This is a genomic window from Frankia sp. EI5c, from assembly GCF_001636565.1.
GTDB lineage: Bacteria > Actinomycetota > Actinomycetes > Frankiales > Frankiaceae > Parafrankia.
The window spans coordinates 1-14,408 of sequence record NZ_LRTK01000124.1; the positions used below are offsets into that span (position 1 = coordinate 1).

The 14,408-nt window shown below is 76.7% G+C and carries 3 protein-coding genes and 2 pseudogenes; all 5 read left to right on the top strand.

Annotation, left to right across the window (positions count from 1 at the left end; all coding sequences use genetic code 11):
* The coding region (locus UG55_RS25975; RefSeq protein WP_128423200.1) for an SDR family NAD(P)-dependent oxidoreductase at window positions 1-3,658 on the top strand (3,658 nt) is incomplete at its 5' end.
* Window positions 3,659-3,672: 14 nt separating this feature from the next.
* On the top strand, window positions 3,673-10,736 hold a 7,064-nt coding region (locus UG55_RS44125), incomplete at its 3' end, for an SDR family NAD(P)-dependent oxidoreductase (protein WP_396231025.1).
* Window position 10,737: 1 nt separating this feature from the next.
* A pseudogene (locus UG55_RS48300) lies at window positions 10,738-14,178 on the top strand (acyltransferase domain-containing protein); the annotation flags it as partial.
* 14 nt (window positions 14,179-14,192) lie between these two features.
* A pseudogene (locus tag UG55_RS48305) lies at window positions 14,193-14,238 on the top strand (hypothetical protein); the annotation flags it as partial.
* A gap of 70 nt (window positions 14,239-14,308) precedes the next feature.
* Window positions 14,309-14,408, top strand: a 100-nt coding sequence (locus tag UG55_RS48310) for a KR domain-containing protein (RefSeq protein ID WP_396231026.1), incomplete at both ends; no start/stop codon positions are given.

The following is a 14,408-nucleotide window of genomic DNA, read 5'->3' on the forward strand; positions in this document are numbered from 1 at the left end:
GGGTATCCGCACCCGCCGACTCACCGTCTCCGGCGCCTTCCACTCCCCCCACACCGACCCACTCCTCGACGACTTCACCGCCATCGCCACCACCATCACCTACACACCCCCCACCATCCCGATCATCTCCAACCTCACCGGCACCACCGCCAACCCCACCGACATCACCACCCCCCACTACTGGACCCGCCACCTCCGCGGCACCGTCCGCTTCCACCAGAGCATCCAGACCCTCCACACCCTCGGCACCACCACCTACCTCGAAATCGGGCCCGACAGCACCCTCACCGCCCTCACCCTCGCGACCCTCGAACACGAGGCCGGCGCGGGCACCGACCCGGGAGCGGCCGTCCACGCGGGCCGGGTCGTCGGAACACAACGCCGCGGGCGGGACGAAGTCGCCGCGTTGCTCATCGCCCTCGCCCAGCTGCACGTCCGCGGCCAGGCGGTGCGCTGGGCGGCGGTCCTGCCGGCGGCCGGGCGGCGGCCGCTGCCGACCTACCCGTTCCAACGCCGGCGGTACTGGCTGGACGTCCCCGCCGGCCCCGGCGACCTCGCCGGGGCGGGACTCACCGCCACCGGGCATCCGCTGCTGGCCGCGGCCGTGTCCCTGCCGGACGGCGTCTCCACCCTGTTCACCGGCAGCCTCTCGCTGCGGGCCCAGCCCTGGCTGGCCGACCACGCGATCGCCGGGACGGTGCTGGTACCCGGGACGGCGCTGCTGGAACTGGCCCGCGGCGCCGGCACGATCGCCGGCTACCCGCAGGTCGAGCATCTGACGCTGGAGGCACCCATCGTCGTGCCGCCGACCGGGGCGGTGCACCTCCAGGTCGCGTTGACCGGCGAGGAGGGATCCGACCGGCGCACACTGACCATCCACACCCGGCCGGACCACGCCGACGCCGACACCGCGGGCACGGGCGGCACGGGCACGGGCGGTGGGTGGCGGCGGCACGCCTCGGGCACGGTGACGTCGACCGACGCCGCCGCCAGCACGTTCGGGCTGGATGCCGCCAGCGGTCCGGGCGCCGGGGTGCCCAGCGGCGTGGCCGCCGGCCTGGCGGTCTGGCCGCCGGCGGACGCCACCCGGATCGATCTCGACGACCTCTACGCCCGGCTCGCGGACGCCGGTTACGGCTACGGCCCGGCGTTCGGCGGCCTGCGGGCGGCGTGGCGCGCCGGCGAGACCGTCTTCGCCGAGATCAGCCCGCCCGAGCAGCTGGCGACCGCCCAGACCGGCTTCCTGCTGCATCCGGCGCTGCTGGACGCGGCGCTGCACACCATCGCGCTCGACGAGGGCGGTGACGGCACAGTCACCGTTCCCGTCGGCTGGAGCGGGGTGAGCACGCACGCGCCCGTGCCGGTGGGCCCGCTGCGGGTGGTCCTCACGACCACCGACGGCGACCCGCGCACGGTCGGCGTCGACCTCCTGGACGAGGCGGGCCGGCCGCTGACGGTCGTCGAGGCCCTCACGGTCCGTCCGGTGGACCCGCACGCACTGGTGGGGACCGCCGGGGACGCGCACCGGTCCCTGTTCCGGACGACCTGGCAGGAGCTGCCGGACGGGGTGCCGCCCGAGGCCCGGTCGTGGGCCTTCGTCGGCACCGAGCCGCTGCGGGTCGACGCACCCGCCGACGAGGCCGGTACCCACGGCGGCGAGGTGACATCCGCTGCCGCGGTGGGCGGGACACCGCTCGGCGCGTCCCCCGCCGACGTGCGGATGTACCCGGATCTCGCCGCGCTGCGGGCCGCGCTGGACGACGGCGACGAGGTCCCGGACATCGCCCTGGTACCGGTGATCGCGGCCGAGGCCGCGGCGGAACCCGACGCCGCCGCGGCGGCGCGCACGGCCGTGCGGGAGGCCCTCGCGCTGCTGCGCGCCTGGCTCGCCGACGAGCGGCTGGCCGGCTCGTCGCTGGTGCTGATCACCCAGGGTGCGATCGGGACGGACCTGCCCGGCGACGCCGGTCCCGACGACCTCCACCGCTCCGGTGTGTGGGGGCTGGTGCGCTCGGCCCAGGCCGAGTACCCGGGCCGCTTCCTGCTCGTGGACTGCGACCGGGCGCTGGCCTCGCACCTGGCCGTGCCCGGGGTCGTGCTGCGGGCGCTGCGGGCGGACGAGCCCCAGGTCGTCCTGCGCGCCGGCCGGGGCTACCTCCCGCGGCTGGCCCGCGTCACCGCCACCGACCTCGCGCTCCCGCCGGACGCCGCGGTGCCCGGAAGCCCTCCGGTCCGCGCCCTGGAGCCGGCGGGGACGGTGCTCGTCACCGGCGGCACGGGCACCCTCGGCGCGCTCACCGCCCGGCACCTGGTGGTGGCGCACGGCGCCCGGAACCTGCTGTTGGTCAGCCGCCGCGGCCCGGCCGCCCCCGGCGCCGACGACCTCGCCGCCGATCTCACCGCGCTGGGCGCGCAGGCCCGGATCGTCGCCGCGGACCTGACCGACCCGGTGGCGACCCGGGCACTCATCGACACGATCCCCGCCGAGCGGCCGCTCACCGCCGTCATCCACACCGCGGGCGTCCTGCGGGACGCCACGCTGACCGGCCTCACCGCCGAGCAGCTCGACGCCGTCCTCCAGCCCAAGATCACCGCGGCTTGGAACCTGCACCAGGCCAGCCTCGACCAACCCCTCACCGCCTTCGTCCTCTACTCCTCCCTCGCCGGCACCCTCGGCACCCCCGGCCAGGCCAACTACGCCGCCGCCAACACCTACCTCGACGCCCTCGCCCACCACCGCCACACCGCCGGACTCCCCGCCACCAGCCTCGCCTGGGGACTCTGGGCCACCGACGACGGCATGGACGCGGCACTGAGCGCCGCCGACCGGTCCCGCATCGCGCGGCTCGGAGTACATCCGATCGGCGTCGACGAGGGGCTCGGGCTACTCGACGCGGCGCTGCGGTCAGCACAGCCGGTACTCGTCCCGGCCCGCTTCGACCTCGCCGCGCTCAGGGCGCGGGCCGCCGGCACCACCCCGGTCGGGCCGGCCGGCGGCGCGGCGGGCGGGAGCACCGGCGGGGGGCTGCCGGCCATCCTGCGCGGACTCGTGCCGGCCGCCGCACCGCACCGCGCGGCGGCCGGGCAGGGCGCCGGCCCGCGGCTGGCCACGACACTGGTGGACGAGCTCGCCGCCCTGGCGGAGGAGGACCGCGAGGAGCGGGTGCTCACCGTGGTGCGGGAGCTGACCGCCGCGGTGCTCGGGCACCCCGCTGTGGACGCCGTCCCGGTCGACCGGGGTTTCTCCAACCTGGGCCTGGACTCGCTCACCGCGCTCGAGCTGCGCAACCAGCTGGGCCAGCGCACCGGTCTGCGGCTGTCCGCCACCGTCATCTTCGACCACCCGACCCCGCTGGCCCTCGCCACCCATCTGTACGAGGCGCTGGCGGCGGATGTCGGATCGCCCGGCGACGGCCTGTACGCGGCCGAGCTGACCCGGCTGGAGGCGGTCATCCCGGTGGTCTCGGCCGATCCCGAGGCCCGGGCCCGCCTGGCCGGCCGGCTCCAGGCGCTCCTCGCCCAGGTCGGCGCCGCCGACGGCCATCTCACGATCGATTACTCCTCCTCCGCCGACCCGGAGTCCTTCACCGACCGGCTCGACGAAGCGACCGATGACGAGATCTTCGAGTTCATCGAGTCCGATCTCGGCATCTCCTGAAGGGACCTGTTGACGTGGCGAACGAAGCGAAACTGCGGGACTTCCTGAAGAGGGTCACCGCGGACCTCGCCCGCACCCGGCAGCGCCTGCAGGAGGTCGAGGCCGGGCGGGTGGAGCCCGTGGCGATCGTCGGGATGGCCTGCCGCTACCCCGGCGGGGTGCGCTCACCCGAGGACCTGTGGCGGCTGGTGTCGGCCGGCACCGACGCGATCAGCCCGTTCCCGACCGACCGCGGCTGGGACGTCGACACCCTCTACCACCCGGACCCCGACCACACCGGGACGTCCTATGCCCGTACCGGCGGGTTCCTGGCGGACGCGGCGGAGTTCGACGCCGAGTTCTTCGGGATGTCGCCGCGGGAGGCGGCCGCCACCGACCCGCAGCAGCGGCTGCTGCTGGAGGTCGCCTGGGAGACGTTCGAACGGGCCGGCCTCGACCCGGTCGCGCTGCGCGGCAGCCGCACCGGCGTCTTCGCCGGGGTCATGTACGGCGACTACGGCGGCCGGCTGCTGCACCGGGCACCCAGCGGGTTCGAGGGGTACCTCGGCAGCGGGAGCGCGGGCAGTGTCGCCTCCGGGCGGGTCTCCTACAGCTTCGGGCTGGAAGGCCCGGCGGTCACCGTCGACACCGCCTGCTCGTCCTCGCTGGTCGCCGTCCACCTGGCCATGCAGGCGCTGCGCGCCGGGGAATGCTCGCTGGCTCTCGCCGGCGGGGTGACGGTGCTCGCGAGCCCGGCGGTGTTCGTCGAGTTCAGCCGGCAGCGGGGCCTCTCCCCCGACGGCCGCTGCAAGGCCTTCGCCGACGCCGCCGACGGCACCGGCTGGGGCGAGGGCGCCGGCCTGCTCCTGCTGGAGAAGCTCTCCGACGCCCGCGCGAACGGCCACCGCGTCCTCGGCGTCCTGCGCGGTTCGGCGGTCAACCAGGACGGCGCCTCCAGCCAGCTCACCGCGCCGAACGGCCCGTCCCAGCAGCGGGTCATCCGGGCCGCGCTCGCCTCCGCCCGGCTCGGCCCGGCGGACGTCGACGCGGTGGAGGCGCACGGCACCGGCACCACCCTCGGCGACCCCATCGAGGCGCAGGCCCTGCTCGCCGCCTACGGGCAGGAGCGGCCGGCCGACCGGCCGCTCTACCTCGGCTCGGTGAAGTCGAACATCGGCCACTCGCAGGCCGCGGCGGGTGTCGCGGGCATCATCAAGATGGTCCAGGCGATCCAGCACGGCAGCCTGCCCGCCACCCTGCACGTCGACCAGCCCAGCCACCACGTCGACTGGACCAGCGGCCACGTCGAACTGCTCACCGACCCCCGCCCCTGGCCCGAGGTCGACCGGCCCCGCCGCGCCGCCGTCTCCGCCTTCGGCATCAGCGGCACCAACGCCCACGTCATCCTCGAACAGGCCCCCGACCAGCCCGAACCGGCCGAGGGGGCGGGCACGGCCGGCGCGAACAGCGCGAACAGCGGGAACAGCGGGAACGGCACCGTACCCGGCGCCGGGCCGGTCGCGTGGGCGCTGTCCGCCCGCACCGCGGAGGCACTCGGACCCCAGGCCGCGGCGCTGGCCGACCGCCTCGACGCCCTGCCCGCGGCCGGCGGCGAGCTCGGCGCGGCCGGCCGCGACGCGCTGGATGCCCGGGATGTCGGGTTCGCGCTGGCCACCTCGCGGGCCCACCTGGAGCACCGGGCTGTGATCGTCGCGGCGGACCTCGGCGCGGCCGCCGACCGCCTGCGCACGTTCGCCCGCGACACCGCGGGCCCGGACGCCGGCGGAACCGACACCGCCGGCGCGGTCGTGACCGGAACCGCACGCCGGCCCGGGAAGACGGCGCTGCTGTTCACCGGCCAGGGCAGCCAGCGCCCGGGTATGGGTCGCCGGCTGGCCGCCGCGTTCCCCGTCTTCGCCGAGGCGTTCGAGGCCGCGATCACGGCCCTCGACACGCACCTGGGGCAGGACCCGGGCCAGGACGCGGGCCCGGCCGGCGTGCTCCGGCCGTCCCTGCGCGAGGTACTGACCGCGGACCCGGACGGCGACACGGCGGCGCTCGTCCACCAGACGCTCTACACGCAGCCGGCGCTGTTCGCCTTCGAGGTGGCCCTGTACCGGCTGGTGACCGCGCACGGCGTGCGGGCCGACTACCTCGCCGGCCATTCCCTGGGGGAGATCACCGCCGCCCATCTGGCCGGCGTGTTCACCCTCGACGACGCCGCGCGCCTGGTCGCCGCCCGCGCCCGGCTGATGCAGACGCTGCCCGCCGACGGCGCGATGGCCTCGTTCGACGGCGCCGAGCCGGACGTGGCCGCGTTGCTGACCGGCCGCGCCGACCGGCTCGCGGTCGCCGCGACGAACACGCCGACGTCCACCGTCGTCTCCGGGGACGCCGCCGCCCTCGCGGAGGTCGAGCGGGCCTGGCTGGACCGCGGCGGGCGGACCCGCCGGCTGGCGGTCTCCGGCGCGTTCCACTCCCCGCACACCGACGCCGTCCTGGATGCCTTCGCCGCCGTCGCGGCGACCGTCGACTACGCGGCGCCGACCATTCCCGTCGTCTCCAACGTGACCGGCGTGCCCGCGGAGCCGGCGCGGATCGCGACCCCCGCGTACTGGGTGCGCCACATCCGCGAGGCCGTGCGGTTCCACCAGGGCGTCGAAACGCTGCGCGGTCTCGGCGTCACGACGTTCCTCGAGCTGGGGCCGGACGCCACGCTCACCGCGCTGACCCGCGCCACGCTGGAGGCCGGTACCGGTGCCGGCGACAGTGCCGGTGCCGGTGCCGATCCACTCCTCGTCGCGGCCGCGCGCCGTGGCCGGGACGAGGTGATCGGCGTGGTCACCGCGCTGGCGGAGCTGCACGTCCGCGGCGACCGGGTGGATCTGACACCGCTGTTCGCCGGCCGGTCCGGTGCCGTGTTCGAGCTGCCGACCTACGCCTTCCAGCACCGCCGCTACTGGCTGGACCCCCCGGCGGACGGCGGCGACGTCGGCCGGCTCGGCCTGCGCGCCGCCGGCCATCCGCTGCTGGGCGCGACCACCACGCTCGCCGACACCGACGGTGTCCTGTTCACCGGCCGGCTGTCCGCCGGTGAACAGCCCTGGCTCGCGGACCACGTGGTGGCCGGGGTCGTCACGGTACCGGCGGCGGCCCTGGTCGACCTGGCCCTGCACGTCGCGGGCGCCGGCGCTACCGCCGCCGCGGCCCGGCTGGAGTCGTTCTCCGCCGAGACCCCGCTCGTGCTGCCGGCCACCGGGTCGGTGGACCTGCAGGTGAGCCTGGCGCACCCGGACGAGTCCGGCCGGCGCGTGGTCCGCGTGCACAGCCGCCCGGCGGCTGCGGGCGAGAGCGACGACATCACCACGCCGGGCTGGCGAACCCACGCGACGGCGATCACCGTCTCCCCCGCCGCCGATCTGACCGGCGACGCGGCAGCCGACCTCACGGCCAGTCCGGCCGGCGACGCGCCGGACTGGCCGCCGCGGGACGCCACCCCCGTCGACGTGGACGAACTGTACGAGCGGCTCGCCGCCCTCGGTTACGGCCTGGGGGCCTCGTTCGGCGGCCTGCGTTCGGTGTGGGCGGGTGCGGACACCTGGTACGCGGAGATCGGCGCCGTGCGGGAGCCGGAGACCGGTGCCCCCGGCGAGGACGCGACCACCGGGTACGGCCTGCACCCCACGCTGCTGGACACCGCGCTCCACCCCCTGCTGACCGGGCTGGACCGGGCGGGTGATCTCGTGGCCCTGACCGGCCTGCGCCTGCTCGCGCCCGGAGCGGACACCCTGCGGGTCCGGCTGCGCCGCCTGGCGGACCCCGCCGGTGACGGGACCACGACCGACCCGGTGCCGGGCACGCCCTCCGCGCCCTCGACGCCGGCCGCGCAGGCGCGGAGCTACACCCTGATGATCCAGGACGCGGACGGCGTGCCCGTCGCCGCCGCCGACCGGCTCACGGTCGGGCCGTTCGCGGCGGACGCGCTGCGCGCGACCGCGGCCGCGACCGGCCGGCGTCCGCTGTACCGGACGGACTGGGTCGCCCCGCCCGCCCCGGGCGAGGCGGCGCGGACGTCCACCGAGACCGGGCCGTGGGCGGTGCTCGGCACGGACGTGCTGGGACTGACCGCGGGCGAGGGGGGCTGGCAGCAGCCCGTCACCGGTCACCCGGATCTCGCCGCGCTGCGGGAGGCACTCGCGGACGGGGCCGCGGCGCCCGGCCAGGTCGTCGTCGGCTTCGCCGCCGCTCCCACCGACGGCAGTCCGGCCGGCGGCGATCCGGCCGGCGGCGATCCGGCCGATGACGGCCCGCGGGCGGCGCACCTGGCGGCCGAGCGCGCGCTGGAGCTGGTGCGGGCGTTTCTGGCCGAGGAGCACCTCACCGCCGCCCGGCTGGTCGTCGTCACCCGCCGGGCCGCACCCGGCGCCCCCACGAGCACCGTCCCGGATGGTGACGGCCTAAGCGTGGATCTGACGCATGCGCCGCTGTGGGGGCTGCTCCGGTCGGCGCAGGCGGAGCAGCCCGGCCGGTTCGTCCTGCTAGACCTGGATGGCTCGCCTGATCCCGCCGGGACCGAGCCCGCCAGGACCGAGCCCGCCGGGACCGACAGCGCCGTGCGGGCCGCGCTGGCGCTCGGGCTCGGGGCGGACGAGCCGCAGCTCGCGGTCCGCGGCGGTGCCGTGCTCGTACCCCGGCTGACCGCCGTCCCCAGCCCGCCCGACCCCGCGGGGACGGTGCCGGACCCGGCGGGGACGGTGCCGGACCCCGCGGGGACGGTGCTGGTCACCGGCGGCACCGGGACCCTCGGCGCGCTCACCGCCCGCCACCTCGTCACCCGCCACGACGTCCGCCACCTGCTCCTGGTCAGCCGCCGCGGCCCGGCCGCCCCCGGCGCCGACGACCTCGCCGCCGAGCTCACCGCGCTGGGCGCGCAGGTCCGGATCGTCGCCGCGGACCTCACCGAACCGGCGGCCGCACGCCGACTGGTCGCGGACGTCCCCGCCGCGCACCCGCTCACGGCTGTCGTCCACACCGCGGGCGTGCTGCACGACGCCACGCTGGGGGCCCTGACGCCCGCCCAGCTGCACACCGTCCTCCAGCCGAAGATCGACGCGGCCTGGAACCTGCACCAGGCCAGCCTCGACCAACCCCTCACCGCCTTCGTCCTCTACTCCTCCCTCGCCGGCACCCTCGGCACCCCCGGCCAGGCCAACTACGCCGCCGCCAACACCTACCTCGACGCCCTCGCCCACCACCGCCACACCGCCGGACTCCCCGCCACCAGCCTCGCCTGGGGACTCTGGGACACCGACGACGGCATGGACGCGGCACTGAGCGCCGCCGACCGGTCGAGGATCAGCCGCTACGGCGTGCTGCCGATCAGCGTCGAGGAGGGCCTGGCCCTCCTCGACGCCGCGCTCGCCAGCGGCCGGGCCACGCTCGTCCCGGCCGGGCTCGACCTGCCGGCGCTGGCCGCCCGGGCCCGCGGCGGCGAGGCCTCGGGCGAACCCTTCCCGGCGATCCTGCGCTCCCTCGTCCCGGCCGCCGCCGCACGCCGCGGCTCCCGCCGCCGGGACGGTGCGCTGGCCCGCCGCCTCGCGGCGGCGAACGACGCCGAGCGCGACCGCATCCTGCTCGATCTGGTCCGGTCCGCGGTCGCGGCGATCCTCAACCATCCGAGCGGGGGCGCCGTCCCGCCGGACCGGGCCTTCAGCAGCCTCGGGTTCGACTCGCTCGCCGGTGTCGAGCTGCGCAACCGGCTCGGCGCGCAGACCGCGCTGACCCTCCCGACGACCCTGGTGTTCGACTACCCGACTCCCGCCGCCCTCGCCGGTTTCCTGCGCTCCGAGCTGGACGGGCTGGTCAGCCCGGACGGGTCGGAGCCGGCGGCGGCCGCCGGGGGCCGCGGGACGTCCCGCGCGGCGGGCGACGCGGACGAGCCGATCGCCGTCGTGGCCATCGGCTGCCGGTTCCCGGGCGGGGTGGCCTCGCCCGAGGACCTGTGGGACCTGCTGGTGTCCGGCCGGGACGCGATCACCGGGTTCCCGACGAACCGCGGCTGGGACCTCGACGGCCTGTACGACCCGGAGCCCGGCGTGCCGCTGCGCAGTTACGCCCGCCACGGCGGGTTCCTGCACGACGCCGGTGACTTCGACGCCGAGTTCTTCGGCATCTCACCGCGCGAGGCCGCCGCCACCGACCCGCAGCAGCGGCTGCTGCTGGAGGTCGCCTGGGAGACCCTCGAACGGGCCGGGATCGACCCGACCTCCCTGCGCGGCAGCCGCACCGGCGTCTTCGCCGGGGTCATCTCGCAGGACTACGGCCCGCGGGCACTCGCGATGCCCGCCGGGTACGAGGGCTACTTCCTCGCCGGCAGCACGACGAGCGTCGCCTCCGGCCGGGTGGCCTACAGCTTCGGCCTCGAAGGCCCCGCGGTCACGATCGACACCGCCTGCTCCTCCTCCCTGGTCGCCGTGCACCTCGCCGCGCAGGCGCTGCGCAACGGCGAGTGCACGCTGGCGCTGGCCGGCGGGGTCACCGTCATCGGCAGTCCGGGGATCTTCACGGAGTTCAGCCGGCAGCGGGGCCTCGCCCCCGACGGCCGCTGCAAGGCCTTCGCCGACGCCGCCGACGGCACCGGCTGGGGCGAGGGCGCCGGCCTGCTCCTGCTCGAACGCCTCTCCGACGCCCGCGCCAACGGCCACCAGATCCTCGCCGTCATCCGCGGCTCAGCCATCAACCAGGACGGCGCCTCCAACGGCCTCACCGCACCGAACGGCCCGTCCCAACAACGTCTGATCCGCACCGCCCTCACCAACGCCGGGCTCACGCCCGCCGACGTCGACGCCGTCGAGGCCCACGGCACCGGCACCACCCTCGGCGACCCCATCGAGGCGCAGGCCCTGCTCACCGCCTACGGGCAGGAACGGCCGGCCGACCGGCCGCTCTACCTCGGCTCCATCAAATCCAACATCGGCCACACCCAGGCCGCCGCCGGCGCCGCCGGCCTCATCAAAATGATCAGCGCGCTGCACCACGGCGTCCTGCCCGCCACCCTGCACATCGACCAACCCAGCCACCACGTCGACTGGACCAGCGGNCACGTCGAACTGCTCACCGACCCCCGCCCCTGGCCCGAGGTCGACCGGCCCCGCCGCGCCGCGGTCTCCGCCTTCGGCATCAGCGGCACCAACGCCCACGTCATCCTCGAACAGGCCCCCGACCAGCCCGAACCCGCGGCCGTCGCCCCCGCCGCCGCGGTGACCCCGGCCGCTGTGACCCCGGCCGCCGCGAGCGGCCGTCCGCTCGCGTGGCTGCTGTCCGCGCGCTCGGCGGGGGCACTCGCGGAACAGGCGAGCCGCCTCCAGGCCTTCCTCGACGATCACCTCGACCCGGCGCGCGGCGGCGGACGGGACGGCCTCGACCCGCGGACCGTCGGGTACGCGCTGGCGACCGCGCGGGCCACGCTCGAGGAGCGAGCGGTGCTCGTCGGCGCGGACGAGGTCACGCTGCGGCGCGCGCTGAGCGCACTGGCCAGGGGAGAGACGGACGCGGCGCTGACCCGTGGGACCGTGCCCGCGGCCGGCGCCGGCCAGACGGCGTTCCTGTTCACCGGCCAGGGCAGCCAGCGGCCCGGGATGATCCGCGAGCTGTACGCGGCGTACCCCCGGTTCGCGGTGACGCTGGACGCCGTGACCGCGCGCCTCGACGCCGCGCTCACGGACATCCCCGCGCGCAGCGCCCCGCCAGGCACCCCGTCGTGGCCGACGTTGCGGGAGGTCCTGCACGCCGACCCGGCGACCGAGGCGGCGACGGCCGCGCTGATCCACCAGACGGTCTACGCGCAGACCGGCCTGTTCGCCTTCGAGGTGGCGCTGCACGAGCTGGTGCGCTCCGCCGGCGTCGCCGCGGACCACCTCATCGGCCACTCGATCGGCGAGCTCACCGCCGCCCACGTCGCCGGGGTGCTCACCCTCGACGACGCGGCCCGGCTGGTCGCCGCCCGCGCCCGCCTGATGCAGGACCTCCCGGCCGGCGGCGCGATGGTCGCGGTGGCCGCGCCGGAGGCCGAGGTGCTGGCGGTTCTCGCCGATCTCGCCCCCGGGGCCGAGGTGGGCATCGCCGCGGTCAACGGCCCGTCCGCCACGGTCATCTCCGGGGACGCCGAGCCGGCCCGGCTGATCGCCACCCGGCTCGGCGAAGCGGGGCGGCGCACCCGTGAACTGACCGTCAGCCACGCGTTCCACTCCCCGCACATGGACGGGATGCTCGACGACTTCGCCGCGTTCGCCGCCACCCTGAGCTACTCCGCGCCCACCATCCCGATCATCTCGAACCTGACCGGCGCTCCGGCCGACCCGGCCGAGATCACCACCCCCGGCTACTGGGTCCGGCATGTCCGCGACGCCGTCCGCTTCCACCAGGGCGTCCGCGCGCTGCACGCACTCGGCGTGACGACCTGGCTGGAGCTGGGACCGGACAGCACCCTCACCGGCCTCGCCCAGGCCAGCCTCACCGACGACACGGCCGGCGGCGAAAGCTCACAGCCCGCGCCCCTCACCGTCCCGGCGCTGCGCCGCGGCCGTGACGGTGCCGAAACCCTGCTGGCCGCACTCGCCGCGCTCCACGTCCACGGTCACCCGGTGGACTGGCGCGCCGTGCTGGCCGGCCCCGCGGCCGACAGCACCCTCCTCGCCGGGGCCCTGCCGACCTATGCCTTCCAGCGTCGGACCTACTGGCTGCCCGCTGGCGCGGGCGCCGCGGCGGAGGCATCCGAGCTCGGGCTCACGCCGGTGACGCACCCGCTGCTCGGCGCGGCGGTACCGCTCGCCGACGGCGACCGGCTGGTCCTCACCGGCCGGCTCTCCACCGCCACCCACCCGTGGCTCGCCGATCACGTCGTCGCCGGTCTGGTGCTGGTGCCGGGCACCGGCCTGCTCGACCTGGTCCTGCACGCCGCCGCGCACACGGACACCCCGCTGGTCGAGGAGCTGACGCTGCGGGAACCGCTGGCCCTGCCCACCGAGGGCACACTGGACGTCCAGATCGAGGTCGGCGGCCCGGATCCGTCCGGGTCGCGGGCGCTCACCGTGCACAGCCGGCCGGTTGCCGGCCCCGGAACCCCCGGCGGGGACGAGCCCGATCGGCCGGGGTGGCGCCTGCACGCCACCGCTGTCCTCACCGTGGCGGGCGGTCCGGGCACCCCCGACCCGGGTTTCGCGGAGCTGGCGGGCAGCTGGCCGCCGCCGGCCGCCGAGCCGGTGGACCTGGACGGGCTGTACGACGCGCTCGCCGCGACCGGACTCGACTACGGCCCGGCCTTCCAGGGCCTGCGGGCCGCCTGGCGCCGCGGAACCGAGACGTTCGCCGAGGTCGCACTGCCGGACGGCGAGCCCGCCGACGCCGAGTCGTTCGGTGTCCATCCCGCGCTGCTCGACGCGGCCCTGCATCCGCTCGCGTCCCGGCCGGACGCCGGCCACCAGCCGGGAGACGGACACGGCTCCCGGCCCGAGGAGGGAATCCGGCTGCCGTTCGCGTGGACCGGGGTGACCCTGCACCGGCCCGGTCCACGGGCGCTGCGCGCCCGGCTCTCGCCCGCTCCGGCGGACGCGGGCCGCGGCGCGGTGAGCCTGCTCGTCACGGACGACACCGGGCAGCCGGTCGTCTCCGTCCGGGCGCTGTCCGTGCGGACGGTCCACCCGGAGGCCCTCGCGGCCGGCGGATCGTCGACATCCCCCGCGGAGGCGCTGTTCACCCTGCGATGGGACGAGCTTGCGGCCTCCGGCGCGGCTGGCACCACTCCAGGGGCGGCGGGTGCCGCCGGAGGCACGGCTGGTCAGGAGCGCTGGCTGGTGATCGGCCGGCAGAGCGCGCGGCTCGCCGGCCTGCTGGCGGGCGCCGGCGTGGCGGCGGAGGCCTATCGGGAGACCGCCCCGGCGCCGACGCCCGGCGCGGACCCCGAACCGGGTGCCGTGCGCGCGGGCGTCGCGGCGACGTTGGCCGCGCTGCGGGACGTACTCGCCATCGAGGACGGCCCCGATGTGACCCGCGTACTGGTGGTCACCCAGGGCGCCGTCGCCGCGGCGACGGGGGACCGGATCGATCTGGCGCAGTCCCCGAGCTGGGGGCTGGTCCGCACCGCCCAGAGCGAGCACCCGGGCCGGTTCGTCCTGCTCGACCTGGGCGGCGCCGAACTCGGTGATGCCGAACTGGGCGACGCGGAACTGGGCGAGGGGCTGCGGCGGATCACCGACGCCGTCGCGGTGGGAGGCGAGAACCAGTTCGCGGTCCGCGACGGCGCCGTCCTGGTCCCCCGACTGGTGCGGCCCCCGGCCGGCGAGCGGCCCGGGCGCCCGCTGGATCCCGCGGGGACGGTGCTCGTCACCGGCGGCACCGGCACCCTCGGCGCCCTGGCCGCCCGCCACCTCGTCACCCACCACGGCATCCGCCACCTGCTCCTGGCCAGCCGCCGCGGCCCGGCCGCCCCCGGCGCCGACAACCTCGCCGCCGAACTCACCGCACTCGGCGCCGACGTCCAGATCNNCGCTGCCGACCNGACCGACCCCGCCGCCGCCCGGGCCCTCATCGAGACCATCCCGAGCNACCGACCNCTCACCGCCGTCNTNCACACCGCCGGCATCCTGCACGACGCCACCCTGGCCNNNCTCACNNCGGACCAGCTCGACACCGTCCTCAAAGCAAAGATCGACACCAGCTGGAACCTGCACCAGGCCACCCTCGACCAACCCCTCACCGCCTTCGTCCTCTACTC